This window comes from Stenotrophomonas thermophila (assembly GCF_001499715.1).
In the GTDB taxonomy this organism is placed as follows: Bacteria; Pseudomonadota; Gammaproteobacteria; order Xanthomonadales; family Xanthomonadaceae; genus Stenotrophomonas; species Stenotrophomonas hibiscicola.
Window position 1 is genome coordinate 1 of sequence record NZ_CVIW01000005.1, and the last position, 26999, is coordinate 26999.

Annotated in this window: 23 protein-coding genes; 14 read left to right on the forward strand and 9 right to left on the reverse strand. The window is 67.8% G+C overall.

Annotated features, from left to right (window positions below; translation table 11 throughout):
- Nucleotides 1-160 precede the first annotated feature (160 nt).
- The 4 genes from BN1263_RS03985 (at nt 161) to BN1263_RS04000 (ending at nt 3928) form a co-directional block, all read left to right on the forward strand.
- On the forward strand, nt 161-796 hold the full coding sequence (locus tag BN1263_RS03985; RefSeq protein ID WP_058979716.1) for a ubiquinone biosynthesis accessory factor UbiJ: 636 nt from the start codon (nt 161-163) through the stop codon (nt 794-796).
- A complete protein-coding gene (gene ubiB, locus BN1263_RS03990) occupies nt 793-2448 on the forward strand; it encodes a ubiquinone biosynthesis regulatory protein kinase UbiB (protein WP_058979718.1) in 1656 nt (551 codons plus the stop codon). The genes BN1263_RS03985 and ubiB overlap by 4 nt, the downstream gene beginning before the upstream one ends.
- A 5-nt stretch (nt 2449-2453) precedes the next feature.
- A complete protein-coding gene (locus tag BN1263_RS03995) occupies nt 2454-3032 on the forward strand; it encodes an O-methyltransferase (RefSeq protein ID WP_019661889.1) in 579 nt (192 codons plus the stop codon).
- 155 nt (nt 3033-3187) lie between these two features.
- The gene (locus tag BN1263_RS04000) at nt 3188-3928 is read left to right on the forward strand and encodes a pseudouridine synthase (RefSeq protein ID WP_058979720.1); all 741 of its coding nucleotides are present in this window, start codon (nt 3188-3190) and stop codon (nt 3926-3928) included.
- Between the two features lie 76 nt (nt 3929-4004).
- On the opposite strand, the gene BN1263_RS04005 is transcribed toward BN1263_RS04000, so the two are convergent.
- On the reverse strand, nt 4005-4532 hold the full coding sequence (locus tag BN1263_RS04005; protein WP_019661887.1) for a DUF2059 domain-containing protein: 528 nt from the start codon (nt 4530-4532) through the stop codon (nt 4005-4007).
- A gap of 133 nt (nt 4533-4665) precedes the next feature.
- On the opposite strand from BN1263_RS04005, the gene arfB reads away from it, so the two are divergent.
- From arfB to dcp, 3 genes are all read left to right on the forward strand, one after another.
- Nucleotides 4666-5097, forward strand: coding sequence for an alternative ribosome rescue aminoacyl-tRNA hydrolase ArfB (gene arfB / locus BN1263_RS04010; protein WP_005420755.1), 432 nt, complete (start codon nt 4666-4668; stop codon nt 5095-5097).
- A gap of 4 nt (nt 5098-5101) precedes the next feature.
- Nucleotides 5102-5704 carry a lysophospholipid acyltransferase family protein gene (locus BN1263_RS04015; protein ID WP_010487088.1) on the forward strand — a complete coding sequence of 201 codons (603 nt, stop codon included), beginning with the start codon at nt 5102-5104 and terminating at the stop codon, nt 5702-5704.
- A gap of 111 nt (nt 5705-5815) precedes the next feature.
- Nucleotides 5816-7972, forward strand: coding sequence for a peptidyl-dipeptidase Dcp (dcp, locus tag BN1263_RS04020; protein ID WP_019661886.1), 2157 nt, complete (start codon nt 5816-5818; stop codon nt 7970-7972).
- Between the two features lie 117 nt (nt 7973-8089).
- On the opposite strand, the gene BN1263_RS04025 is transcribed toward dcp, so the two are convergent.
- Together BN1263_RS04025 and BN1263_RS04030 are read right to left on the reverse strand one after the other, a co-directional pair.
- Nucleotides 8090-8536, reverse strand: coding sequence for a 3-dehydroquinate dehydratase (locus tag BN1263_RS04025; RefSeq protein WP_004153636.1), 447 nt, complete (start codon nt 8534-8536; stop codon nt 8090-8092).
- A 3-nt stretch (nt 8537-8539) separates the two neighbouring features.
- Nucleotides 8540-8941: a hypothetical protein gene (locus tag BN1263_RS04030; protein ID WP_053496494.1), complete on the reverse strand. Its 402-nt coding sequence runs from the start codon at nt 8939-8941 to the stop codon at nt 8540-8542.
- Between the two features lie 257 nt (nt 8942-9198).
- Here BN1263_RS04030 and lepB point away from each other — a divergent pair, with 257 nt between their 5' ends.
- The gene (gene lepB, locus BN1263_RS04035) at nt 9199-9825 is read left to right on the forward strand and encodes a signal peptidase I (protein WP_058979722.1); all 627 of its coding nucleotides are present in this window, start codon (nt 9199-9201) and stop codon (nt 9823-9825) included.
- Between the two features lie 124 nt (nt 9826-9949).
- Entirely contained in the window at nt 9950-11206 is a 1257-nt protein-coding gene (locus tag BN1263_RS04040; protein ID WP_058979724.1) for an MFS transporter, read from the forward strand.
- A 93-nt stretch (nt 11207-11299) separates the two neighbouring features.
- Here BN1263_RS04040 and BN1263_RS04045 read toward each other — a convergent pair whose 3' ends face one another.
- Nucleotides 11300-12208, reverse strand: coding sequence for a LysR family transcriptional regulator (locus BN1263_RS04045; protein WP_058979727.1), 909 nt, complete (start codon nt 12206-12208; stop codon nt 11300-11302).
- A gap of 235 nt (nt 12209-12443) precedes the next feature.
- Complete coding sequence (locus BN1263_RS04050) at nt 12444-13412, reverse strand: LysR family transcriptional regulator (RefSeq protein ID WP_019661881.1); 969 nt, start codon at nt 13410-13412, stop codon at nt 12444-12446.
- Between the two features lie 110 nt (nt 13413-13522).
- Between BN1263_RS04050 and aceB the strand changes: the two genes are divergently transcribed.
- The 4 genes from aceB (at nt 13523) to BN1263_RS04070 (ending at nt 20479) form a co-directional block, all read left to right on the forward strand.
- Nucleotides 13523-15145 (forward strand): malate synthase A, encoded by a 1623-nt coding sequence (gene aceB, locus BN1263_RS04055; RefSeq protein WP_058979729.1) that lies wholly within the window; start codon nt 13523-13525, stop codon nt 15143-15145.
- Nucleotides 15146-15209: 64 nt separating this feature from the next.
- Entirely contained in the window at nt 15210-16511 is a 1302-nt protein-coding gene (gene aceA / locus BN1263_RS04060; protein WP_019661879.1) for an isocitrate lyase, read from the forward strand.
- A 421-nt stretch (nt 16512-16932) separates the two neighbouring features.
- Nucleotides 16933-17973 carry a GGDEF domain-containing protein gene (locus BN1263_RS04065; protein ID WP_058979731.1) on the forward strand — a complete coding sequence of 347 codons (1041 nt, stop codon included), beginning with the start codon at nt 16933-16935 and terminating at the stop codon, nt 17971-17973.
- Between the two features lie 13 nt (nt 17974-17986).
- Nucleotides 17987-20479, forward strand: coding sequence for a putative peptide modification system cyclase (locus tag BN1263_RS04070; RefSeq protein WP_058979733.1), 2493 nt, complete (start codon nt 17987-17989; stop codon nt 20477-20479).
- Nucleotides 20480-20486: 7 nt separating this feature from the next.
- Here the strand turns inward: BN1263_RS04070 and BN1263_RS04075 are convergent, their stop codons facing one another.
- Nucleotides 20487-20783 carry an NHLP-related RiPP peptide gene (locus BN1263_RS04075; RefSeq protein WP_058979735.1) on the reverse strand — a complete coding sequence of 99 codons (297 nt, stop codon included), beginning with the start codon at nt 20781-20783 and terminating at the stop codon, nt 20487-20489.
- A 138-nt stretch (nt 20784-20921) separates the two neighbouring features.
- Between BN1263_RS04075 and BN1263_RS04080 the strand changes: the two genes are divergently transcribed.
- On the forward strand, nt 20922-22088 hold the full coding sequence (locus tag BN1263_RS04080) for a putative peptide maturation dehydrogenase (protein ID WP_058979737.1): 1167 nt from the start codon (nt 20922-20924) through the stop codon (nt 22086-22088).
- 19 nt (nt 22089-22107) lie between these two features.
- Here BN1263_RS04080 and BN1263_RS04085 read toward each other — a convergent pair whose 3' ends face one another.
- Genes BN1263_RS04085 through BN1263_RS04095 form a run of 3 tightly spaced genes read right to left on the reverse strand, consistent with a single transcriptional unit; the run spans nt 22108 to nt 26916 of the window.
- The gene (locus BN1263_RS04085) at nt 22108-24123 is read right to left on the reverse strand and encodes an acetyl/propionyl/methylcrotonyl-CoA carboxylase subunit alpha (protein WP_448226376.1); all 2016 of its coding nucleotides are present in this window, start codon (nt 24121-24123) and stop codon (nt 22108-22110) included.
- 8 nt (nt 24124-24131) lie between these two features.
- The gene (locus BN1263_RS04090; protein ID WP_058979742.1) at nt 24132-25742 is read right to left on the reverse strand and encodes a carboxyl transferase domain-containing protein; all 1611 of its coding nucleotides are present in this window, start codon (nt 25740-25742) and stop codon (nt 24132-24134) included.
- 10 nt (nt 25743-25752) lie between these two features.
- Complete coding sequence (locus BN1263_RS04095; RefSeq protein WP_058979744.1) at nt 25753-26916, reverse strand: isovaleryl-CoA dehydrogenase; 1164 nt, start codon at nt 26914-26916, stop codon at nt 25753-25755.
- Between the last annotated feature and the right edge of the window lie 83 nt (nt 26917-26999).

The window sequence follows — 26999 nt, forward strand, 5'->3', positions numbered from 1 at the left end:
GGGTTTACGGCGTCCCCCGCAACCGGACCCATCCCGCCAACCCACGGAATGCCCGCTGTTGCTGTTGCTTCGGCTATTGCGGTTGCCGTTGCCGTTGCCTCTGCGGGTGCCGGGCGGCAGCCCGGCCCAAGCCCCCCACCCACGCAGGTAGAATGCGCACATGGCTCTCTCCCTGCTCAAGTCCCTCAAGCCGGTCGCCGGCCGCGCCCTGCAGATCGCCCTGAACCGCGCGCTGGCGCTGGATCCGGATACCCGCCATGCGCTGACCAGCCTGGATGGCCGGCATATCGACCTGACCCTGGAAGCGCCGTCGCTGGCCATGCGCATCAGCGTCGACGGCGACCAGCTGCGGGTCGGTCCGGTGGACGCGCAGGAAGCCGACCTGGCCGTGCGCAGCAGCCTGGCCGGCGTGCTGGCGCAGCTGCCGCTGCTGGCCAACGCGCGGCGCGGTGACAGCAACGGCAAGGGTCGCGTGCGCGTGGCCGGCGATGCCGAACTGGCGCGACGCCTGCAGCAGCTGGCCAAGGGCTTCGACCCGGACTGGCAGCAGCCCTTCGTCAGCGTATTCGGCGAGGTACTGGGCGTGCAGGTTGCCAACACCCTGCGCAACGGCCTGCAGCACGCGCGCCAGGGCGCGATCGATCTGGCCCACAGCGCCGCCGAGTTCATCACCGAGGAATCGCGCGATGTGGTGCCGCGTGCCGAGCTGGACGCCTTCCACGATGACGTGGACGTGCTGCGCGATGACGTCGAGCGTCTGGGTGCACGCGTGCAGCGCCTGCGGGGTGCCGCATGAAGGCCGTGCTGCGGGCCAGCCGCATCGGCCGGGTGATCCTGCGTTACCGCCTCGACGACCTGCTGCAGGGCACACCGGCCGAGCGCTGGTTGCGCCTGGCCAAGCCGTTCGTGCCGCGGGCCTCGGCCGACATCGCCGCACAGTCGCGCGGTGCACGCCTGCGCCTGGCGCTGCAGGACCTCGGCCCGATCTTCGTCAAGTTCGGCCAGATCCTGTCCACCCGCCGCGACCTGGTGCCACCGGACGTGGCCAATGAACTGACCCTGCTGCAGGACCGGGTCAAGCCGTTCGATGGCGAGACCGCGCGCCGCATCGTCGAGGACGCGCTCGGCCTGCCGGTCAGTGCGGCCTTCGCCAGCTTCGACACCGAACCGCTGGCCTCGGCCTCGATCGCGCAGGTGCACGCGGCGACGCTGGCCGATGGCCGCCAGGTGGTGGTCAAGGTACTTCGCCCGGGCATCGAGAAGCAGATCGACGCCGACATCGCACTGCTCAATTCGCTGGCCGCGCTGGTCGAGCGCACCCACCCGCGCGCCGACAAAATCCGGCCGCGCGAAGTGGTGGCCGAGGTCGAGAACACCCTGGCCGCAGAGCTGGACCTGCAGCGCGAAGGCGCCAATGCCAGCGTGCTGCGCCGCTTCTGGGAAAACAGCGACGACCTGTACGTGCCGGAAGTGATCTGGAGCCATACCGCCGAGCGCGCACTGACCCTGGAGCGCGTGTGGGGCATTCCGTCCGACGACATCGCCGCGCTGGACAAGGCCGGCATCGACCGCAAGGCGCTGGCCGCCAAGGGCGTGCGGGTGTTCTACACCCAGGTGTTCCGCGACAACTTCTTCCATGCCGATGCGCATGCCGGCAACATCTGGGTCGACACCGATCCGGCGCGTCGCGCCAACCCGCGCTTCATCGCGCTGGACTTCGGCATCATGGGCCAGCTCTCGCAGGAAGATCAGTACTACCTGGCCGAGAACTTCATGGCCATCTTCAACCGTGACTACCGCCGCATTGCCGAACTGCACGTGCAGGCGCGCTGGATGCCGGACCACGTACGCATCGACGATCTGGAAGCGGCGGTGAGATCGGTCTGCGAACCTTACTTCACCCGGCCGCTGTCGCAGATCTCGCTGGCCGAAGTGCTGATGAAGCTGTTCCGCGTGGCGCAGCGTTACCAGCTGACCCTGCAGCCCCAGCTGATCCTGCTGCAGAAGACCCTGCTGAACATCGAAGGCGTCGGCCGCCAGCTGGACCCGCAGATCGACATCTGGGCGGTGGCCAAGCCGGTGCTGGCGAAGATCCTGCGCGAGCGCTACAGCCCGCGCCGGGTGGTACGCGAGATCGGCAAGCGCCTGCCGGAAATCATGACCCATGCCCCGGACATGCCACGTCTGGTACACGCCTGGCTGACCCAGCAGGTGGAAGGCCGCCATGAACTGTCGATGCGCTCGCGCGACCTGGCCGCTCTGGACGCCAGCGTGCAGCGCCTGCAGAAGCGCGCGGTGGGGGCGATCACTGGCGTGGGCCTGCTGGCCATTGCCGCGCTCATGTACGTGCTGCAGCCGCCGGGCTGGTACTGGGGCGACCTGCCAATGTGGAGCTGGTTGTCCGGTGCGCTGGGCGCAGTGGCGCTGGCGCGCGCGTGGTGGAAGTAGGTCCCATGCTGCAAGCGCTCAAGGACGAACTGGCACGCTTCGGCGCCGACAACGACGCCCGCGAGAGCGCGCGTGGCCGCCGCATGCTCAACATCACGCCGGACACGGGTGAATTCCTGTCCGTGCTGGTCCGCTTCGGCGCCGCGCGCAGGGTGCTGGAGATCGGCACCTCCAACGGCTATTCGACGCTGTGGCTGGCCGAGGCTGCCGCCGCCATCGACGGCCACGTGATCACGCTGGAATACGCACAGGACAAGGCGGCGATGGCGCGTGACACCTTCGCGCGCAGTGGCCTGGCCGATCGCATCACGCTGGTTCACGACGATGCAGGGCCGTGGCTGGCACAGGCCGTCGATGCCAGCATTGACCTGCTGTTCCTCGATTCGGACCGCGGGCAGTACGCCGGCTGGTGGCCGCAGCTGCGCCGCGTGCTGCGGCCGGGGGGCCTGCTGGTGGTGGACAACGCCACCTCGCATGCGCAGGAAATGGAACCGCTGCGCGTGCTGCTGGACGCTGATCCGGACTTCAGCGTCAGCCTGGTGCCGGTTGGCAACGGCGAGCTGCTGGCCGTACGCAGCGCCTGACTGCAGCGTTGCCCGCGCCTGATCCGGCAGGGCCGGCCGCGCCTGATCTGGTAGTGCCGGCCGCTGGCCGGCAACCCCAGCAGCCAGACGACCCTGAGGCAGCCGGCCAGCGGCCGGCTCTACCCCATTCAGTGCCCAGCCCCGATAATCCCGCGGTGAGCACCGAACCCGATACCCTCGCCGCGGTCGAGACCGACACCGCGCCCCTGCAGTTGCTGCACCTGGATGAGCGCCTGGCCGTGGTCAACAAGCCTGCCGGGCTGATGGTCCACGACAGCAAGCTGGCCCGTGGCGAAGACGACTTCCTGGCCGACCGCCTGCGCGAGCAGCTGGGGCGGCCGATCTTCCTCGTGCACCGCCTGGACCGGGCCACCAGTGGCTGCCTGCTGCTGGCCTTCGACCGCGAGACCGCCAGCGCGCTGGGCAAGGCGTTGATGGGCGGCGAAGTGTTGAAGGACTACCTGACGGTCTGCCGGGGATGGCCGGCGGAACTGTCCTGGCGGGTGGACCATGATCTGGATGGCGGCCCGGGCAAGCCGGTGAAGAAGCCGGCGATCACCGACTTCCAGCGCCTGGCGACGGGCGAGCTGTCGGTGCCGGTCGGTGAGTTCACCCGTTCGCGTTATGCACTGCTGCGCTGCCAGCCACAGACGGGGCGCTTCCGGCAGATCCGCCGGCACCTCAAGCACCTCTCGCACCACATGATTGGCGACACCAGCCATGGCGATGGCCGCCACAACCGCATCTTCCGCATGCAGGGCGTGCACCGCATGCTGCTGCACGCCGAGCGCCTGCGCTTCCCGCATCCGGAGGGCGGCGACGTGGATGTCAGGGCACCGCTGGACGGCGGGTTCCAGAAGGCGCTGGACCTGTTTGGCTGGCAGGTGGACCTATAGACGGTAGTGCCGGCCGCTGGCCGGCCCCTGCCTGATCCCAACCGTACGAGGTTGCCGGCCAGCGGCCGGCACTACCTCACTTTTTTTCCGGCTCGTTGACGATCGCCTCCAGATCCTTCTGCAGATCCGCGAACAGCGGCTGCATGCGCGCCTGGATGGCCACCATCACGTTCTGCATCAGCGCCGGGGTCTTGTCCAGCAGGCTCTGGCCGGCCGAACTCTCGTAGAACTCGGCCATCGCCAGCACGTCTTCCTTGCTGAACGTCTTCTTGTACAGGTCCACGTACATCGGCCGCAGCTGCTGCCACGACAGGGCCTGGCGCAGCGTCTGGCTGGTGCGTGCCTGGATCCGCTTCAGCTGTTCCTGCTGCTGGGCATTGAGCTGGCGCTGTGCGGCCACCTGCTGGAACTGCTGCTGCTGCATCGCCTCGATCTGCGGCAGCATGGTGTCGATCATGCTCTGCGCACGCGAGGCCGACAGCAGGCGGTTGATGTCGCCGTCTGTCGGTGGCGCGGCCAGGGCCGGAACGCTGGCCACGGCCAGCGCCAGCAGCAGGGCGGCGCGGCGCAGCAGGGACGGCAGGGCGGGTGTGGTGCGGGTCATGCGGGCTTCCTGCGGTACATGGGACGGCCAGCATACCCGCAGCCAAGGCGAAGGCGGCGTGTTCGGTACCTGATCGGCGGCATACGGCGCGCGATGCCGCACTCCGGCACGTGGCTGCCGCTACAATGCGCGGATGGGCAGTGGACCGGTCACCATCAGCGCGCAGCTTGAAATCCCCGACGGCGAGATCGTCGAGCGGTTCGTGCGTGCCAGCGGTGCCGGTGGCCAGAACGTCAACAAGGTCTCCACCGCGGTGGAACTACGTTTCGACGTGGCCAACTCGCCTTCGTTGCCCGAACCGTTGCGCGCACGCCTGCTGGCGCGGCGTGACCGGCGCATGACCGGCGAAGGCGTGCTGGTCATCGATGCGCAACGTTTCCGGACCCAGGATCGCAATCGCGAGGATGCGCGCGAGCGGCTGGCGGCCTTCATCCAGGCCGGGCTGAGCGTGCCCAAGCCGCGCAAGGCCACCAAGCCGACCCTCGGGTCGAAACTGCGTCGTCTGGACGCCAAACGCGGGCGCGCGCAGATCAAGCGCGGTCGCTCATCACGTGACTGGGAGTGATTGCTTGAACAACCCGACTTCGTTGCTGCCGGCCGTGCCGCCGCAGATGCCGCAGGTCAAACCCAACGCCTTCCTGCGCTGGCTGGCGCGCTGCACCCTGCGCATGGGCGGCTGGAAGGTGACCGGCACCCTGCCTGACATCCCCAGGCTGGTCTTCATCATCGCCCCGCATTCGTCCAACTGGGATGGGCTGTGGGGCATGGCGGCCAAGATCGCGCTGGGCATGAAGGTGAAGGTACTGGGCAAGGCGTCGCTGTTCTGGTGGCCGCTGGGCCCGCTGCTGCACAGGCTGGGCGTGATCCCGCTCGATCGCAGCTCGCCGCAGGGCACCGTCGGACAGGCCGTGGACCTGCTGCGCAACAACGAGAAGATGTGGTTCGCCATCACCCCCGAGGGCACCCGCAAGGCGGTGAAGGACTGGAAGGCCGGTTTCCTGAAGATCGCCCGGATGGCTGACGTGCCGATCCTTGCCGCGTACTTCCACTACCCGGAAAAGACCATCGGTATCGGCCCGCTGTTCACGCCCAGTGGTGATGACGCTGCCGACATGGCCGCGATCCGCGAGTTCTACCGGCCCTGGATCGGCAAGACCCGCGGTACGGTCTGAGCCTGCCGCAGGCCGCTGCATAGACGCCACGTCCGGCACATGCCGGGCGAGCGCGACAGGAGTAGGGTGGAGGGCTGGTATCCCGTACCGTCTGCCCAAGGAGTGTTTTACATGTCGCGTACCGTAGTCCTGGCCGCCGCCATCAGCCTGGCGTTGGCGGCCTGTTCCGGGAAGGAGTCCACCCCCGTGTCCGATGCCCAGAAGACCCCGGCCCAGCAGCCGGCCGAAGCCTCCACCAACCCTCTGCTGAGTGCGAGCACGCTGCCGTTCCAGGCCCCGCCGTTCGACAAGATCAAGGACAGCGACTACCTGCCGGCGTTCGAAGAGGGCATGCGCCAGCACCTGGCCGACGTGCGCAAGATCGCCGACAGCAGCGAGCCGGCCACCTTCGACAACACCATCGTGGCGATGGAGCGCAGCGGCGAGACGCTGAACCGCGTCTCGCGCATCTTCTTCGGCCTGGTCCAGGCCGATACCAACGATGCACGACAGAAGATCCAGGAAGAAGTGGCGCCAAAGCTGGCTGCGCACCAGGACGAGATCAATCTCGATCCGAAGCTGTTCGCGCGCGTGAAGTCGATCTATGACCAGCGCGACACGCTGGAACTGGATCCGGTGCAGAAGCGCCTGGTCGAGCACTACTACGACGGCCTGGTGCGCGCCGGTGCGCAGCTGTCCGACGCTGACAAGGCGACCCTGCGCAAGCTCAACGTGGAAGAGACCACCCTCTCCACCCAGTTCCACACCCGCCTGGTGGCCGCCACCGCCGCTGCGGCCGTCGTCGTCGACGACAAGGCCAAGCTGGCCGGCCTGGACGAGGATGCGATCAACAACGCCGCGGCCGCCGCCAAGGAACGCAAGCTGGACGGCAAGTTCCTGCTGCCGCTGCAGAACACCACCCAGCAGCCGGTGCTCGGCTCGCTGAGCGATCGCGACCAGCGCGCCGCCGTGCTGAAGGCCTCGGAGACCCGCGCCGAGCGCGGTGATGCCAACGACACCCGGCAGACCGTGCAGCGCCTGGCCCAGCTGCGTGCGCAGAAGGCCAAGCTGCTCGGCTTCGAGACCTTCGCCGACTACCAGCTGGGCGACCAGATGGCCAAGACCCCGGCTGCGGCACTCAAGCTGCTGACCGACACCGTGCCGGCCGCCACCGCCAAGGCGCGCGCCGAGGCCGGTGAGATCCAGAAGGTGATCGACGCGCAGAAGGGTGGTTTCCAGGTCGCCGCTTCGGACTGGGACTTCTACGCCGAGCAGGTGCGCAAGGCCAAGTACGATCTGGACGAATCGCAGATCAAGCCGTACTTCGAACTGGACAATGTGCTGCAGAACGGCGTCTTCTACGCCGCCACCCAGCTGTACGGCATCACCTTCAAGCCGCGCACCGACATTCCGACCTACAACCCGGACATGAAGGTGTACGAAGTGTTCGACAAGGACGGCACCTCGCTGGCGCTGTTCTACACTGACTACTTCAAGCGTGACAGCAAGTCCGGCGGCGCCTGGATGGACGTGTTCGTCGAACAGGACGGCCTGACCGGTGCCAAGCCGGTGGTCTACAACGTCTGCAACTTCACCAAGCCGGCCGCAGGCCAGCCTGCGCTGATCAGCTTCGACGACGTCACCACCATGTTCCATGAGTTCGGCCATGCGCTGCACGGCATGTTCTCGAACGTGAAGTACCCGTCGATCGCCGGCACCGCCACCTCGCGTGATTTCGTCGAGTTCCCGTCGCAGTTCAACGAGCACTGGGCGCTGGATCCGAAGGTGTTCGCCAACTACGCCAAGCACTACAAGACCGGCGAGGCGATGCCGCAGGAACTGGTCGACAAGATCCTCAAGGCGCGCAGCTTCAACCAGGGCTACGCGACCACCGAGTACCTGTCGGCCGCACTGCTGGACCTGGCCTGGCACACGCAGAAGGCCGACGCGCCGCTGCAGGATGTCGGCGCCTTTGAAGCCAGCGCGCTGAAGAAGTTCAAGGTCGACCTGCCGCAGGTGCCGCCGCGCTACCGCACCACCTACTTCGACCACATCTGGGGTGGCGGTTACTCGGCCGGCTACTACGCCTACTTCTGGGCCGAAGTGCTCGACCATGACGCCTACCAGTGGTTCACCGAGCACGGTGGGCTGACGGCGGCCAACGGCCAGGAGTTCCGCGACAAGATCCTCTCGCGCGGCAACAGCGTGGAGCTGTCGACCCTGTACCGCGATTTCCGCGGCAAGGACCCGTCGGTGGAACCTTTGCTGAAGTTCCGCGGGCTGAAATAGGAAAGCGAAAACGGCGGGGGCACCCCCGCCGTTTTTCTTTGTGTAGAGCCGAGCCCATGCTCGGCTGGCTTTTTCTGGAGACGCAGCCGAGCATGGGCTCGGCTCTACACAAGCGGATCACGTCCCCACGTGCACCCGGTTGGCCTGCTCGGCCAACCCGAGGTGATCGAGCGCGATATCCAACGCCAGCACATAGCTCTGCGCGCCATAGCCGGCGGCGATGCCCAAGCGCTGGCCGACACCGGCCGGCAGGCAGGGCTCGGCCACCGCGCCGTCGTCGTGGACCTCCACGTAGGCATTGTGCAGGTAGGGCAGCAGGCGCTGAAGACGCAGGCTGTTGGCACACGCGCCCGGGTCGAGCAGGGTCACCTCGCCGCGGCTGTGGTCGGCCACGCGCAGGGCGTCCAGCAGTTCCTGTTCCGAACCACAGGCGCGGATCGCCACGCTGGTGCCGGCGTCGATCGCGCGATGCACCAGCGACTTCAGGACCGGTGCCGGCAGCGGCATCGCGGTGCGGATCAGGGCGCCGGCCGCTTCCGGGCCACGGATGATGAAGATCGACATGGCTCAGCCCTCCTGTGCCAGGCGACGGCCGACAATGGCCAGCGACAATGGGTAGCCGGCCTGCTGGCTGCGCTGGTCGACCACCACGGCGGCGGGACCGTGCTGCAGGCGCAGGCGCGCATCCAGCCCTGGCTCGCTGGGGGCCTGCAGTTCGATGTACTGCGCCGGCAGCCGTTCCAGCGCCGCCTGCAGCGCGCCACCTTCGGCCTGCCATTGCGCCTCGTCAGCGGTACCGACATCCAGCAGTACCCAGTCGGCCGAGCGCGCCTGCGGCTGGCACAGGCACTGGCGTACCTCGGACAGGCTGGCGCAGTCGCTGCACAGCACGCGATGGCCGGCCAGCTGCGCCGGCAGTTGGGGACGCGGTGCCGACGAAGAGGCGTGGCGGATCACCAGGAGGGTCATACAACACCTTGCGGAATGCGCCCTGTGGCGCGGTGGGCACACGATGCGCGTGGTGCCCGTAAAGGTGCGATGCCCGTGGCCGGTTCCGCGCGTAAAACCTGCGTAACCCTTCCTGTAGAGCCGAGCCTACGCTCGGCTGGCGTGCACCGACGCTCGAAGAGCAGCCGAGCGCGGGCTCGGCTCTACAACAAGCCGGCGCGGGAACCTCTCCCGCCCGAGTGTGGTCTGATGCAGCGACCACCCACCCGGAGCCTGTCATGGATGCTGTTGCCCGTCCTCCCCTTCCCGAACGCGCGCTGCTCTGGCTGAAGAAGGAAGCATTGCCGCTGCTGGTGATGCTCGGCCTGCTCGCCGCCGCCCGCGATACCCTGGCCAACCACTACGTGGTGCCCAGTGGCTCGATGCAGCCAACCCTGCAGCCCGGCGACCGGGTAGTGGTGGACATGCGTGCCTATGGCCTGCGCCTGCCGTTCACCGGCAGGGAACTGATGTCCACCGGCGTTCCGCAGCGTGGTGAAGTGGCGGTGTTCGATTCACCGGCCGACGGCACCCGGCTGATCAAGCGCGTGGCGGCGGTGGCCGGTGACCATGTGCAGATGCGCGAGGGCCATCTGAGCATCAACGGCCAGCCGCTGCAGATTGCCGACCTGCAGGACGTGGAAGCCTTCGGCGAGCGCCGTGCCCGTCTCGACCTGGACATGGGCGGTGGCCCGGACATTGACGATCTGGTGGTGCCGGCCGGCAAGCTGCTGGTGCTGGGAGACCACCGTGGCGACAGCTTCGACGGCCGCTTCTTCGGTTTCGTCGATGCGGACAAGGTCTACGGCCGGGCGGTGGCGGTGTATTACCGCCGGGGCGACGGTTTCGAGTGGCAGCGCCTGTAAGCTGAATTGATACTTTCTATATATCAATCCTGATCTATCAGGTTATGGATCGACTGGATCGACGGGCCTAGTCTGAGGCCCGTTCCCTCCCACGCCCGGCCGTCCCCACCGGCCCTTCGATTCCATGACTGGCGAAACTGCGGCGGCCGTTGAAGACCGTCCCTCCACTCTCGATACCGGCACCGACACCCGCATCCAGCAGGGCACCCCGGCCTTCCGCCGCACCGCGTTGGCACTGTTCCTGGCCGGCTTCTCCACCTTCGGCCTGCTGTATACCGTGCAGCCGCTGCTGCCCGAGTTCAGCCGCCACTTCGGCGTGTCGGCCGCAGGCAGCGCGATGTCGTTGTCGCTGACCACCGGCACGCTGGCGGTGGCGATGCTGTTGGCCGGCCTGCTGTCCGATGCGGTCGGCCGTCGCCCGTTGATGATCGTTGCGCTGTTGGCGTCGGCCATGCTGTCGCTGAGCACGGCGCTGGTGGACGACTGGACCACGCTGCTGGTGCTGCGCACCCTGCTTGGCCTGGCGCTGAGCGGCGTGCCGGCAGTGGCGATGACCTACCTGGTCGAGGAAATGGACAGCCGCGCGCTAGGCCTGGCGATGGGCCTGTACATCGGCGGCAACGCCATCGGTGGCATGAGCGGGCGCCTGCTGGCCGGCATCATCGCCGATCACTGGGGCTGGCGCTGGGGCATCGGCGTGGTCTCGATCATCGCCGTGGCCAGCACCGTGCTGCTGTGGCTGCAGCTGCCGCCGTCGCGCCATTTCCATCCCCGCCGCGATGGCCTGCGCCAGTTGCCGTCGCGCTGGCGCCTGCTGTTCGCCGACCCGGGCCTGCCGTGGCTGTTCGCCACCTCGTTCGTGCTGATGGGCGTGTTCGTCACCCTCTACAACTACCTGGGCTACCACCTGCTGGCGCCGCCGTACCACCTCAGCCAGACCGTGGTCGGGCTGATCTTCAGCGTGTACCTGGTGGGCACCTTCAGTTCGGCGTGGATGGGCCAGCAGGCCACGCGGTACGGGCGCGGCCGCATCCTGTCGATCTCGTTCGCGCTGATCGGCGCCGGCATCGCGCTGCTGGCGATGCCGTGGCTGAGCACGATGGCGCTGGGTATCGCACTGGTGACCTTCGGCTTCTTCGGTGGTCATTCCGTGGCCAGCAGCTGGGTTGGAAGCCGCGCCGGTGCGATGCGTGCGGAAGCCTCGGCGCTGTACCTGTTCGCCTACTACCTGGGCTCCAGCGTGCTGGGCGGGGTCGGCGGCCTGGCCTACGCGGCCTGGGACTGGTGGGGCGTGTGCGCGTTCGCCGCGGTGCTGACCCTGATCGGTGGTGGCATCGTCTGGGCGCTGCAGCAGCGCGCGCCGCAGCCGGTGACAGCGTGAACCAACGTGTACGGTAGTGCCGGCCGCTGGCCGGCATGCCGGCCCATGTGGGGTTGCCGGCCAGCGGCCGGCACTACCCGGGTGGGTTGCACTTCACCCACCGGCGAACGCCCCGCGCAGCAGCCCGGCGAAGTTTCGGATCAGCGGCGTCACCCGCTCGCGATGCCACGCCAGCTGCACTTCCGAATGCGCGCCAGCATCGGCCAACGCCACGAAGCGCGATCCTTCCACCCGGATGTGATCGCACGACGACGGCAGGATCGCCGCACCCAGGCCCGCAGCGGCCAGGCTGATCAACGTCGATGCTTCACCAGCTTCCTGCACGATGCGCGGCGTGAAGCCCGCCGCCGCACACAACGCGATCATGTGGTCGTGGATGCCCGCGCCCGCGCTGCGCCGGAATGCCACGAACGGCTCCTGCGCGAAGTCGCGCAACGACAAGGTGCCCTGCTTCGACAGCCTGCGCAGGGCAGGGTGGCCGGCATGCACGATCAGCGCCAGCGGATCGACGAACAGGCTGTGTGCCACCAGTTCCGGCGGCAACGCACGCTTGCGGATGATGCCCACGTCCAGTGAACCGTCGAGCAGCGCATCAATCTGCTGCAGCGTGTTCATCTCGCTCAGCTGCAGCCGCACCTGCGGATACTGCTGGCGGTAATGCAGGATCGAACGCGGGATCTGTGGCGACAGCGGCGTGGCCCGGGTCAGGCCGATATGCAGTTCACCCTGCTCGCCGCGCTGCGCACGCTGCACCTCGTCCACCGCGGTTTCCACCTGCTGCACGATTGCGCGCGCGCGTTCCTGCAGCAGCTCCCCAGCAGTCGTCAGCTGCACGCGGCGATGGCTTCGCACGAACAGGCGCGCGCCGATCAGTTCCTCCAGCTGCCGGATCTGCTGGCTGAGCGGCGGCTGCGACATGCCCAGGCGCTCGGCCGCCTGGCCGAAGTGCAGCGTATCGGCAACAGCGAGGAAGTAGCGCAGGTGGCGCAGTTCGATGGACATGGGGCCAGTTTATTCATCGTCAGCCGGAAATGAATCAGAGATGGGATCCGATCCCGTGCCGACCAACGGTCGGCACCCACCAACAGCAGCTGGCACCAACAGCAGCGACCAAGCCCCCATGGACGGGTTTACGGCGTCCCCCGCAACCGGACTCACCCCGCCATCCCACGGATAGCCGGCTTTTGTTGTTGCTTCGGCTTCGGCGGGTGCAGGGCGCAGCCCTGCCGAACACCCCTCACCGCTCCGAATGCCCGCTCTGGTCGTAATCGCGCGGACTGAACAACTCCGGCTGGATCAGCTCGATGAACGCCCGCGCCTGCGCCGACAGTGCCTTGCCGCGGCGCACGATCACCCCGTAACTGCGCTCGGGGAACCAGCGCTTCATCGACCGCGCCGCCAGCCGCTCGCGGTCGGCTTCGTGCAGGCACAGCGCCGGCACGATGGAAATGCCCATGCCCATCGCCACGTACTGCTTGATCACTTCCCATCCACCCACTTCCAGCGCCACGGTGTAGGCAATGCGGTGGCGCTGGAATACCTGGTCGACCAGGCGGTAGGTGATCTGCCGCTTCGGCGGCAGTACCAGCGGATAGCGCGCGATGTCGGCCAGCTCCAGCTCGCCGCCGCTGGCCAGCGGATGGTCGTGCGGCGCGATCAGCACCTGTTCGAAGCGGTAGGCCGGGGCGTAGGTCAGGTCGGCCGGTACATCGGTCATCGAACCGATGGCCAGGTCGGCGGCATCCTCGCGCAGCAGGTCGGTGCCGTCGGCGCTGATCGCGTTGTGCAGGGTCAGGCGCACATCCGGATGGTGCAGGCGGAAGCGTTCGACGATCTTCGGCAGCAGGTACAGGATGGTCGAGCTGTTGGCGGCGATGTTCAGCTCGCCCGCGTCCAGGCCGCGTACCTTGTCGCGGAAGCGCGCCTCCAGCCCGTCCAGGCTCTCCACCAGCGGCTGCGCCATCTCGTACAGCAGTTGGCCCTCGCGGCTGGGCACCAGGCGCCGCCCGCTGCGTTCGAACAATGGCACCCCCAGCTCCCGTTCCAGGGCCTGCAACTGCAGGCTGATCGCCGGCTGGCTGACGAAAAGTGCCTCAGCCGCCCGTGAGACCGAACCCAGGCGCACCGTCTGGCAGAACGCACGCAACGGCTTCAGCCGGTCGGATTTGTAGGAAAAACGCGGACTTGGCGGGGTGCGTGTGCTCATCGTGTCACGAGTATTAGCACAACTTATGTAGAACATTGCAAAAACTGTTTTGCCAAATACTCGGGCCCGGCGGCACCGTGGAGCCGTTCCCCCACCGCTGGAGTTGCCCCATGTCCGCCGTCGCTTCCGCTGTTCCCACCCCCGCCGCGAAGGCTACCCCCGGCATCGCCCTGGCGACCCGCGTGGCCGGCCAGGACACCCTGCTGCCGGCGCCGCTGCTGGCCCTGCTGGTGTCGCTGCACCGTGCGGTGGAACCGGGCCGGCAGGCGAGGCTGCAGGCCCGCCGTGAACGCCAGGCATTCTTCGACCAGGGCGGCCTGCCGGACTTCCGCGAGGACACCGCCGCCATCCGCAGCGGCGACTGGCGCGTGGCCCCGCTGCCGGCCGCGTTGCAGGACCGCCGCGTCGAGATCACCGGCCCGACCGACCCGAAGATGGTCATCAACGCGCTGAACTCCGGCGCCAAGGTGTTCATGGCCGACTTCGAGGATTCGACCTCGCCGACCTGGCGCAACCTGCTGGCCGGACAGCAGTCGCTGGCGGCGGCGGTGCGCGGCGATCTGGAATACACCGCCCCCAATGGCAAGCACTACACGCTGCGCCCGTACGACGAGCAGGCGGTGCTGATCGTGCGCCCGCGTGGCTGGCACCTGGATGAAAAGCACGTGCGCATCGACGGCCAGTTCCTTGCCGGTGGCCTGTTCGACGCAGCGGTGTTCGCCTTCCACAACGCCCGCACCCTGCAGGCGAAGGATCGTGGCCCGTACTTTTACCTGCCCAAGCTGCAGAGCATGGAAGAGGCGGCGCTGTGGGAGACCGCGCTCTCGCATATCGAGGGCATGCTCGGCCTGCCGCACGGCCAGATCAAGGTGACCGTGCTGATCGAAACGCTGCCGGCGGTGTTCGAGATGGACGAGATCCTGCACGCGCTGCGTGACCGCATCGTCGGCCTGAACTGCGGGCGCTGGGACTACATCTTCTCGTACCTGAAGACCTTCCGCCGCCACGCCGACCGCGTGCTGCCCGAGCGTGGTCAGGTGACCATGACCCAGCCGTTCCTGAAGGCGTATTCGGAACTGCTGATCCAGACCTGCCACCGCCGCGGGGCGCATGCGATGGGTGGCATGGCCGCGCAGATTCCGATCAACAACGATGCCGCCGCCAACGAACAGGCGATGGCCCGGGTGCGCGCCGACAAGCTGCGCGAAGTCACCGCCGGCCATGACGGCACCTGGGTTGCGCACCCGGCGCTGATTCCGGTGGCGATGGCGATCTTCGACGAACACATGCCCGGTGCGAACCAGCACAGCGTGCTGCGCCAGGATGTGCGCGTCGGCCGCGACGAACTGATCGCACGGCCGCCGGGCACCGTCACCCGCGCCGGCTTCGAGGGCAACGTGGAAGTCTGCGTGCGCTATCTGGCGGCGTGGCTGGATGGCAACGGCTGCGTGCCGATCCATCACCTGATGGAGGACGCGGCCCCCGCCGAGATCAGCCGCAGCCAGCTGTGGCAGTGGCTGCATACGCCGGGCCAGCAGCTGGACGATGGCACTGCGATCGATCTGGCGCTGCTGGATTCCACCCTCTCGCAGCTGCCGGCACGGCTGGGCGATACCGCCGTACTGCCCGGTGGTGCGCGCATCGGCGAGGCCATCGCCCTGCTCGGCGAACTGAGCCGCAGTGACGAACTGACCGATTTCCTGACCCTGCCGGCCTACGCGCGCATCGATTGACCGACTGCCGGCCCTCCTGCCGTTTCCCTCCCCGCTGCACGCACGAACCGAACTGGAGAAAGACATGAGCAAGCTGCCCACTGCCGAACAGATCCAGCACGACTGGGACACCAACCCGCGCTGGGAAGGCATCCAGCGCAACTACAGCGCCGCCGACGTGGTGCGCCTGCGCGGCACCGTCCACATCGAGCACTCGCTGGCCCGCCTGGGTGCGGAGAAGCTGTGGGCGTCGCTGCATGAGCGCGAGTTCGTCAACGCGCTGGGTGCATTGACCGGCAACCAGGCCATGCAGCAGGTCAAGGCGGGCCTGAAGGCGATCTACCTGTCCGGTTGGCAGGTGGCGGCCGACGCCAACCTGGCTGGGCAGATGTATCCGGACCAGTCGCTGTACCCGGCCGATTCGGTGCCGGCGGTGGTCAAGCGCATCAACAACACCCTGCTGCGTGCCGATCAGCTGCATCATGCCGAAGGCAAGGACGACATCGACTTCCTGCAGCCGATCGTGGCCGATGCCGAGGCCGGTTTTGGCGGCGTGCTCAACGCCTTCGAACTGATGAAGGCGATGATCGAGGCCGGTGCGGCCGGCGTGCACTTCGAAGACCAGCTGGCCTCGGTGAAGAAGTGCGGGCACATGGGCGGCAAGGTGCTGGTGCCGACCCGCGAGGCCATCGAGAAGCTCAACGCCGCGCGCCTGGCTGCCGACGTGCTGGGCGTGCCGACCCTGCTGGTGGCGCGCACCGATGCCGAAGCGGCTGATCTGTTGACCAGCGACATCGACGGCAACGACAAGCCGTTCACCACCGGCGAGCGCACCGTGGAAGGCTTCTACAAGACCCGCAATGGCCTGGACCAGGCGATCAGCCGCGGCCTGGCCTACGCGCCCTATGCCGATCTGGTGTGGTGCGAGACCGGCAAGCCGGACCTGGAGTTCGCCCGCAAGTTCGCCGAGGCGATCCACGCGAAGTTCCCGGGCAAGCTGCTGGCCTACAACTGCTCGCCCAGCTTCAACTGGAAGAAGAACCTGGACGACGCCACCATTGCCAAGTTCCAGCGCGAACTGGGTAGCTACGGCTACAAGTTCCAGTTCATCACCCTGGCCGGTTTCCACGCGCTGAACTACGGCATGTTCAACCTGGCCCACGGCTATGCACGCCGCCAGATGAGCGCCTTCGTGGAGCTGCAGGAAGCCGAGTTCGAAGCGGCCGAGCGCGGTTTCACGGCGGTCAAGCACCAGCGTGAAGTCGGTACCGGCTACTTTGATGCGGTGACCCAGGCGATCCAGCAGGGGCAGTCGTCGACCACCGCGCTGACCGGCTCCACCGAGGAAGAGCAGTTCCATGGCGGGCGCAGCGAACGCGCGGCGTGATGCGGTAGTGCCGGCCGCTGGCCGGCAACCACGTGATCCTTCGGGCACCACAGGGAAGCCGGCCAGCGGCCGGCTCTACCGAAGCCTCGAAATCTGATCAGGGTGGCCAGGGAAGGGCCAGGCAACGCCGGCCGGTCGGGGGACCTGCCGGCGTTGTTGTATCGGTGCAAAGGCGCGGCGGCCGGCAGGCAGCGTCAATCAGGCGCACCCCCTTGGCCGCAACTTGGCCGAAATCCTGTGAAACCCGGCATCGGATTGATCCAGCAGGGGTTTTGCCCGGACATGGGTGACCAGAACGGGCCACCACCGATCTTCACATCACACAAGAGCGCCCTGAGGCTCAAAATGAGATAGGGCGCACACTTTAAAGCGGTGCTATGCTCCGCGGCTCACCAGGGGACGCTGGCGGCGGGTGCAGGGAATGACCGGCAGGGGTGCGGCCGAGAACAGTGATATGACGACAGGTATCGCCCGGGTGGCGATGGCCGAGATCGTGCATGCGCTGTTGTCGGATGCCGAGGTGGCATTGTTTGCCAGATTCGCCCGCCCACGCAAGCTTCATGCCGGACAGTGGCTGTTCCAGCGGGGCCACCGCGGCGAGCGCATGTATGTGATCCTCGACGGCCAGATCGAACTGGACTTCGGCGAGGACCTGGTGATCAAGACACTCGGGCAGTATGAGTTCTTCGGCGAACTGGGCCTGCTGGTTGGCGACCACCTGCGCAGCGCCAGCGCGCGCGCGCTGGTCGATTGCGATGTCCTGGAGCTGGGGCCGGCCGATTTCCACCGCTTGGTCGAATCCGATCCCGGGCTGGTGGCGTACTTCCTGCGTCGCACGATCATGCGCGTGCTGACCAACGAACAGGCCCTGATCAGCCAGCTGCGGCGCCGCAACCACGATCTGGAAACCGCGCTGGACAACCTGTACATCACCACTCATCAGCTGACCCATACCCGCGAGCTGGTGCGCACCGATGAACTGACCGGGCTGCACAACCGCCGTGGCCTCACGTTGTACCTGCAGGAGTGCCGCGAGCGTGCCGAGGGGCTGCCGCAGGCGTTGCTGCTGATCGATTGTGACCGCTTCAAGCAGATCAACGACCGCCACGGCCACCAGGCCGGCGACCGCGTGCTGCAGAGCATGGGCAACATCCTGCGCTCGATGGCCGGCGAGCATGACCTGGCCTGCCGCCTTGGCGGTGATGAGTTCTGCCTCATCCTGCGCCGCGGCAACCACGAGATCGTGCAGCACGCGGCCGAGTTCATCCTCAGCGCGGTGCATGGCCTGCTCGAACGCAGCCCCGGTACGCCGCATGTCAGCCTGGTCAGCATCGGTGCGTGCCTGCTGGCGCCGGAGGCAGGCTGGAGCGAGTGGTACGCGCGCGCGGATCGTGCGCTGTACCAGGCCAAGCGCGATGGCGGCAACTGCCTGCGCTGGGCGGATGATCCGGACGGCCAATAGGGAGAGGCAGGCGATGAACGGCGACAACGGAACGTCAGCCCCGCATAGCCCACAGCTACGCGCCCTGCTGTTCACCGATCTGTGTGATTCGCTGCAACTGGTCGAGCGGATCGGCGATGTGGCGGCCGCCAGCCTGTTCCAGGAACACGACCGCCTGGTGCTGGTCCTGCAGCAGCGCTGGAACGGCCAGCTGATCGATCGCTCCGACGGCCTGTTCATGCTGTTCGAGCGGGCCATCGATGCTTTGGGCTTCGCCCTGGACTACCAGCGCGAACTGCACGCGCTGGGCCAGCAGCGGGCGATCGAACTGCGCGCGCGTGCAGGCCTGCATGTGGGTGACGTGCTGACCTGGGAGAACAGTGCCGAGGCGGTCCGTGCCGGCGCCAAGTCGATGGAAGTGGAAGGCCTGGCCAAGCCGATGGCAGCGCGCCTGATGACGCTGGCCCGCCCTGGCCAGATCCTGTTGTCGGCGGTGGCCGAATCGCTGACCCGTCGCGCCACCGGCGCGCTGGGGGAACGGGGTGCGCGCCTGCTGTGGAAGTCGCACGGCCGTTGGCGCTTCAAGGGAATGCCGGTGGTGCAGGAAGTGATCGAAGTGGGTGAGATCGGTTCAGCGCCGTTGCGCATGCCACGCGCCACTGCCAAGGCACGCCGTGACCTGCCGCTGTGGCGGCAGCCGCTGGTGCTGGCCGCCGAGGGCCTGGTGCTGACGGTGGCCGTGCTGGGCGGCTGGTTGCTGCTGCGGTCGGAACCGGCGATCGCGTTCGCCGAGCGGGACTGGGTGGTGCTTGGCGATGTCGACAACCTCACCGGCGACCCGATTTTCGACGACTCGATGCGGCACGCGATCCGGATCGCGCTGGAGCAGTCGCGCTACGTGAACGTGCTGTCGGAGGGCAAGATCCGCGAAAGCCTGGAAATGGCGCGGCTCTCGGGCGATACCCGGCTCAGCCGCGATACCGCGGCCAACGTGGCGGTGCGGGAGGGCGCGCGCGCCGTGCTGCTGCCGACGGTGCGGCAGAAGATCGGTGGCTACGAGCTGGCCATTGATGTCGCCGCACCCGGCACCGGCCAGGTGATCCAGACGTTCACCGCCACCACGGATCGATCCGACCAGATGGTATTCGCGGTGGACGACGTGGTCGGGCGCCTGCGTCGCGGACTGGGCGAATCGGTGGCGAGCCTGGAACAGTCGTTGCCGCTGCCGCGGGCATCGACCCAGGACCTTCGCGCACTGCGAGCGTTCGCGCTGGCCGAGAATGCACTGGGCCAGCGTCGCTTCGAGGAGGCGCGCAACCTCTATCAGGCTGCAATCGATATTGATCCCGGTTTCGCCCTGGCCTACATGGGCGTGGCCAAACTGCATGCGCGCGTCGATGAAGGGCGGCGCGCACGCGAAGCCATGCAGCACGCGCTGGACCTGCAGGATCGGTTGCCGCCACGCGAGCGCCTGTACCTGAAGGCCTGGATGGCCGAACTGGAGCCTGGTGGCTGGGCGCTGGAGCACTGGCGCACGCTGGCCAAGGTCTATCCGGATTCGTTCGCCGGGCTGTCCAACACGTCCTGGTACCTGCTGCAGGCCAACCAGTTCAGCGAGGCCGAACCCTACGCGCGTGCGGCTGCGGTGCCGCAGGATCCGCTGCGCCTGTATCCGCTGATCCACCTGGTGCGGATACAGATCGCCGCCAACCAACCGCAGCTTGCGGCCGAGACACTGGCCCAGGCACAGGTCCTGCGCGGTCGTGATGATGCCGATGAGACCGGCGTGGACGTACTGGTCGCGCAGGGCAAGTACGCCAAGGCCGCCCAACTGCTGCCGCAGATCCGTGCCAACGATGCCCTGCAGCAGCGCATGAAGCTGCGTGCGCAGCTGCTGCTGGCGGCCACGCAGCGCGATTGCGCGGCCATGCAGCAGGCGGTACGCGACGACGCGTCGGCGCCGGCGCTGGTCGACTTCCAGGTGCAGCAGCGGCTGCAGCACGCCAGCGTGGCAGCTCTGTGCCCGAGCGCGGACCGCGCCGAGTTGCAGGCCATCGCTGCGTTGCTGCATCCGTTGCTGGAGCAGCGCGATGATCCCATGCTGCATGCCCGCGGCCTGCAATGGCTGGCTCTGGTCCATCTGGCCCAGCGACAGGGCCAGTTCGAGCTGGCCAGGCGCTGGCTGGACGAGCAGCGGCCGCTGCTGCGCAGCCTGCGCAGTCCGGTCGCCGATCGCTGGCTGCGCATTGTCAGCGCCGTGGATGAACTGCAGATGCAGCGGCCCGAAGCTGCCCGCGCCCTGATCGAGCCAATGCTCGATGGCAGCGAGCCGGTGCAGGCACACGTCGTGCTGCTGCTCGCGCTGCGCGCACAGGGCAATGAAGCTGCCGTACGCCGCGAGCAGGCCTGGCTGTCCCAGCATCGCGGCCAGGCCATTGCCGAGGTCACCGCCATGCAGGTCTGGCAACCACTGAATGTGCACGACGTGTCCACGTGGGCATCGCCGGCCGCGGCCGGCGCGCCCTGATGACGGGTCAGCCGTCGATGCGCTCGCCGACCTTGCCCGCTTCGAAGCAGAACACCACGGTCATCGCCGCCACCGACCCGGACAGGTGGGCCTGCAGGCTGTCACGCACCTGGCTCAGCTCCTCGACCGAAGCCAGGGTGCCGATCTTCATGCAGTCGCTTTCGCCGACCGCACCGTCCAGCCCGATCGAGGCCAGAGCCTTGGCCGGCGAGGTGGTGAAGTGGCTGCGGAAGTCATCGTTGCCGATCAGGTGGTCCAGCAGGGTGCTGGCGTCTGCGGCGGAAAGGCGGGGATAGGTGCTCATGGGGATCGTCCGTAGGCTGAAGTCCTCGTATCGGCCGCGACAGCCTGCCATTGAGGGCCGCGCTGCCTACGTCGCTAAAGTTGGCCGCGCTGCGGTCGTTGCTGCTATGCCGGTTGTGCGGCAGAAGGAAGGAATCCCATGCGCCTGCGCCGCTGCGCCAGCCTGATGTTCGAGCCCCGCGAGGCGATCACCCTCGACCTGCGCGCGATGCTGGCCGGCCACGCCGAGATGGACAGCCAGATCAGCTGGGTGGCCCTGGCCGCGCATCTGGACCAGCCACTGCCGGTGGACGCCGAGGAGCGCCAGCTGCTCGGCGAGCTCAGTGCGCACCGCTGGTGCGAACCCCCCGCCGATGCCTGCCCGGCCATGCTGGCCCGCCTGGTCGAGCAGGGCCTGCTGTTGACCGACCCACCGAGCGAGGTGGGGCACCAGCTGCGCGACGAGGCTTTGCGGCGCAGCCAGTGGTGGCCGCTGGCGGCGCTGGCCCATCGTCATGCGCGCTGGCAGGCCGTGGACAGCGTGGAGGACATGCGTCGGCAAGGGTTGGACACTGCTGCCGGCCTGCGCCAGCGCCTCGGGCCGCCACCGCCGGTGGTGCAGCCGATGCAGGGCGATTACCAGCCGCTGCCGCGCAGCGAAGAGGCGCCGTTCGACACACTGCTGGCGCGCCGCAGCACCTGCCGCAATTTCGATACCCAGCGCGCGCTGCCGCTGCCGTTGCTGGCCCAGGTGCTGCAGCGCACGCTGATGGCCCACGCGGTGCAGAAGGTCGAGCGCGATACCGAGTTCCTGAAGAAGAACGTGCCTTCCGGTGGCGGCCTGCATCCCACCGAAGGCTTCCTGCTGGTGCAGAACGTGGAAGGACTGGCACCGGGCCTGTACCACTACCACCCGGTGCAGCACGCCGTGCTGCCGCTGCCCTCGCCACCGCCGCAGGCACTGCCGGCGCTGGCGCGGCGGATGCTGTCCGGGCAGGCGTGGTTCGCCGATGCGCCGGCGCTGCTGGTGCTGGCGCCGCGCTATGACCGCTGCTTCTGGAAGTACCGCAACCACGCCAAGGCGCATCGTGCGGTGACGCTGGATGTCGGTCACATTTCGCAGCTGCTGTACCTGTGTGCGACCGAGCGCGGGCTGGCGGCGTTCGTGACGGCGGCCATCAACGATGCCGATGTTGATCGTGCCTTCGGCTTCGATGGCATCGGCCAGAGCGCGATGGCCATCTGTGGCCTGGGCTGGCGCAGTGCCACGCTGGACACGGCCGAATTCGATCCCGCCGGGCGGGTGGTAGCGGGCGACGACCGCTGAGCGGTCGCCACCCCAGCGTTCACGCCGCCTCGAAGTCCACCAGTACCGCGCCGTCGCCGACCTGGTCGCCGGCCTTGGCGCGGTAGCCCTTCACCGTCCCGTCGGCCGGCGCCTGCAGGGTGTGCTCCATCTTCATCGCTTCCAGCACCACCAGCGGCGTGCCGCGCTTGACCTCGGTACCGGCGGTGACCAGCGTGGCGACGATCTTGCCCGGCATCGGTGCCAGCAGGCTGCCGGCATCGGCCACGGCGTGGTCCGATTCGCCCACCGGATCATGCAGGGTGAAACGGTGCTGGCCGTCAGCACCGAACAGGTACAGCTGGTCTCCGTCACGCAGCAGCTGCAGTGCCCAGCGGCGCCCGCCCAGCTGCACCACCAGCCCGCGCATATCGGCTGTGCCGACCACCTGCACGGGTGCCGCGTCATCGCACTGCACACGCCAGCCATCGGCCTGCGCCCACACCTTCAGCGTGTGCCGGCGTTCGCCCTGCTGCAGCGGCAGCACGCGCGGCGCGGGCGCGCCAAGGCGCCAGCCGTCCTGTGACTGCCACGGCGAATGCGGATCGCGTGCGTCGGTGCTGGCGGGTGCCGTGCTTGCCACTGCGGCCACGGCGGCCAGCAGCCACAGGTCCGCACCCGCGTCGATGACGGCACTCAATGCCGCCTTCTCGCGCTCGATCAGCGCGGTATCCAGCCTGGCCTGCGCGAACGAACCGGTATTCACCAGGCGGCGCAGGAAACCAGCGTTGGTGGTCACGCCCACCACCTGGCAGTCGGCCAGGGCCTGGCTCATGCGGCGCAGCGCGGCGTCGCGGTCCACGTCCCAGACGATCAGCTTGGCAATCATGGGATCGTAGTACGGCGTGATGCTGTCGCCTTCCTCGACACCGGTATCCACGCGCACATGGGCAGACGGAGCCGGCAGGCGCAGGCGGCGCAGGGTACCGGTGGAGGGCAGGAAGCCGCGGTCGGCATCTTCTGCGTACAGGCGTGCTTCGATGGCATGGCCGTGGATCGCCAGCTGCTCCTGGCGCAGCGGCAGCGGCAAGCCCGAGGCCACGCGCAGCTGCCATTCCACCAGGTCGGTGCCGGTGATGTATTCGGTCACCGGGTGCTCGACCTGCAGGCGGGTGTTCATTTCCATGAAGTAGAAATCGCCGTCCGGGCCGGCGATGAACTCCACCGTGCCGGCACCGACGTAGCCCACCGCGCGCGCGGCATCGACCGCCGCCTTGCCCATCGCCGCGCGGCGTTCTGCACTCATGCCTGGCGCCGGGGCTTCTTCCAGCACTTTCTGGTGGCGGCGCTGCACCGAGCAGTCGCGCTCGAACAGATACACCGCATCACCGTGGCTGTCGCCGAACACCTGGATCTCGATATGGCGCGGGCGCTCGACGTACTTCTCGACCAGCACGTGGTCATTGCCGAACGCCGAGGCGGCCTCGCGCTGGCAGCTGGCCAGTGCATCGACGAAGTCCTCGCTGCGCTCGACCCTGCGCATGCCCTTGCCACCGCCACCGGCGCTGGCCTTGATCAGCACCGGGTAGCCGATGGCATCGGCCTGTGCGCGCAGGAAGTCCGGCGCCTGCTTGTCGCCGTGGTAGCCCGGCGTCAGCGGCACACCGGCCTTGGCCATCAATGCCTTGGCGGCGCTCTTGTCACCCATCGCGCGGATGGCGCTGGCCGGCGGCCCGATGAAGGTGATGCCGGCGGCGGTGCAGGCATCGGCGAAGTCGGCATTCTCGGACAGGAAGCCGTAGCCGGGGTGGATGGCCTGCGCGCCGGTCGCGCGTGCCGCGTCGAGCAGCGCATCGCCGCGCAGGTAGCTCTCACGCGCGGCGGCCGGACCAATGCGGATGGCTTCGTCGGCCAGGCGCAAGTGGCGCGCGTTGCGGTCGGCATCGGAATACACCGCCACGGTGGCGATGCCGAGGCGGCGGCAGGTGGCGATGACGCGACAGGCGATTTCGCCACGGTTGGCGATCAGGACTTTGGTGAACATGGCAACGGGCTTCATGGGAGCGTGCTCGGTCATGGCATGGATTACATGCGGAACACGCCGAAGCGCGTCTGCTGCGGGGCGGCGTTGAGGCTGGCCGACAGCGCCAGGGCCAGCACCCGGCGGGTGTCGGCCGGATCGATCACGCCGTCGTCCCACAGGCGCGCGCTGGCGTAGTACGGGTGGCCCTGCTGCTCGAACTGCTCGCGGATCGGCGCCTTGAACGCGTCTTCCTCTGCAGCCGGCCACTGGCCGCCCTTGGCTTCGATGCCATCGCGCTTGACCGTGGCCAGCACGCTGGCGGCCTGCTCGCCGCCCATCACGCCGATGCGTGCGTTCGGCCACATCCACAGGAAGTTCGGCGAGTACGCGCGGCCGCACATGCCGTAGTTGCCGGCGCCGAACGAACCGCCGATCACCACGGTGAACTTGGGAACCCTTGCGCAGGCCACCGCCATCACCAGCTTGGCGCCGTCCTTGGCGATGCCACCCTGTTCGTACTTGCGGCCGACCATGAAGCCGGTGATGTTCTGCAGGAACACCAGCGGAATGTTGCGCTGGGTGCACAGCTCGATGAAGTGCGCGCCCTTCAGTGCCGACTCGGAGAACAGGATGCCGTTGTTGGCGATGATGCCGATCGGGTAGCCGTTCAGATGGGCAAAGCCGGTCACCAGCGTTGCGCCGTAGCGGGGCTTGAATTCGTCGAAGCGCGAGCCATCGACCAGCCGCGCGATCACTTCGCGCACGTCGTAGGGCTTGCGCGTATCGGCCGGGATCACGCCGTACAGTTCGTGTGCTGGCAGCAGCGGTTCTTCGCTGGCCTGCACCGCCATCGCCGGTTCCGGCTTGCGCCAGTTGAGCTGGGCGATGATCGCGCGCACCCGTGCCAGCGCCTGCAGGTCGTTGTCGGCCATGTGGTCGGCCACGCCGGAGATGCGCGTGTGCACATCGGCACCGCCCAGTTCCTCGGCCGTCACCACTTCACCGGTGGCCGCCTTCACCAGCGGCGGGCCGCCGAGGAAGATCGTGCCCTGCTCGCGCACGATCACGGTCTCGTCGCTCATCGCCGGCACATAGGCGCCACCGGCGGTGCAGCTGCCCATCACGCAGGCGATCTGCGGAATGCCCTGCGCCGACAGGTTGGCCTGGTTGTAGAAGATCCGGCCGAAATGATCGCGGTCGGGGAAGACTTCGTCCTGCAGCGGCAGGAACGCGCCACCGGAATCGACCAGGTAGATGCACGGCAGGTGGTTCTGTTCGGCGATCTCCTGCGCGCGCAGGTGCTTCTTCACCGTCATCGGGTAGTAGGTGCCGCCCTTGACCGTGGCATCGTTGGCCACGATCACGCATTCCACGCCGCTCACGCGGCCGATGCCGGCCACTACGCCAGCGGCCGGCACGGCGTCTTCGTACATGCCGTGCGCGGCCAGCGGCGCGATTTCCAGGAAGGCGCTGCCGGGGTCGAGCAGGGCGTCGATGCGGTCACGCACCAGCAGCTTGCCGCGCGCGGTGTGCTTGGCGCGTGCGGCTTCGCTGCCACCCAGCGCGGTGCGGGCGAGGGTGGCATGCAGGTCGTCGACCACGGCCTGCATCGCCGCGCGGTTGCTTTCAAACGTTTCGCTGCCCGGTTGCAGCTGGCTGTTCAGGACGGTCATCGCGTTGGCCTTACAGGGTGCGCTGGAACAGTTCGCGGCCGATCAGCATGCGGCGGATCTCCGAAGTGCCGGCGCCGATTTCATACAGCTTGGCATCGCGCCACAAGCGGCCGGTCGGGTATTCGTTGATGTAGCCGTTGCCGCCGAGGATCTGGATCGCCTGGCCGGTCAGCCAGGTGGCCTTCTCGGCGGCGTACAGGATGGCACCGGCGGCGTCCTGGCGGGTGGTGCGGCCCTGGTCGCAGGCGCGTGCCACGGCATAGACATACGCGCGGCAGGCACCCAGGCCCACGTACATGTCGGCGATCTTGGCCTGGATAAGCTGGAAGCTGCCGATCGGCTCCCCGAACTGGTGGCGCTCGTGCACGTACGGCATCACCACGTCCATGGCCGCGGCCATCAGGCCCAGCGGGCCACCGGACAGCACCACGCGCTCGTAGTCCAGGCCGGACATCAGCACGCGCACGCCACCGCCAACCTGGCCCAGCACGTTCTCTTCGGGAATCTCGCAGTCCTGGAACACCAGCTCGCAGGTGGGCGAAGAACGCATGCCCAGCTTGTCCAGCTTCTGCGCGGTGGAAAAGCCCTTCATGCCCTTCTCGACCAGGAAGGCGGTGATGCCCTTGGCGCCGGCCTCCATGTCGGTCTTGGCATAGACCACCAGCACGTCAGCATCCGGGCCGTTGGTGATCCACATCTTGTTGCCGTTGAGCACGTAGCGGTCGCCGCGCTTGTCGGCGCGCAGCTTCATCGACACCACGTCCGAACCGGCCCCCGGCTCGCTCATCGCCAGCGCACCGACCAGGCTGCCATCGCACAGGCCGGGCAGGAAGCGCTGCTTCTGTTCCTCGTTGCCGTTCTTGCGCAGCTGGTTCACGCACAGGTTGGAGTGCGCGCCATAGGACAGGCCAATGCCGCCGGAGGCACGCGAGATTTCTTCCATCGCCACCACGTGGGCCAGGTAACCCATGCCGGTGCCGCCGTATGCTTCTTCCACGGTGAGGCCGAGCAGGCCCTGTTCGCCCAGCTTCGGCCACAGGGCCAGCGGGAACTGGTTGCTGGCATCGGCCTCGGCGGCCAGCGGTGCGACCTCGGCGGCGGCAAAATGGGCCACGCTCTGGCGCAGCAGGTCGATGTCTTCGCCAAGGTCGAAGTTCAGGGATGGCACGTGCATTGTGGTGGCTCCACGACGGGATGGCAGGAAATGGACGCACCCGGCGGGGGAGCGGGCGGCGGTCTGCAGGACCGCTGCCCGCA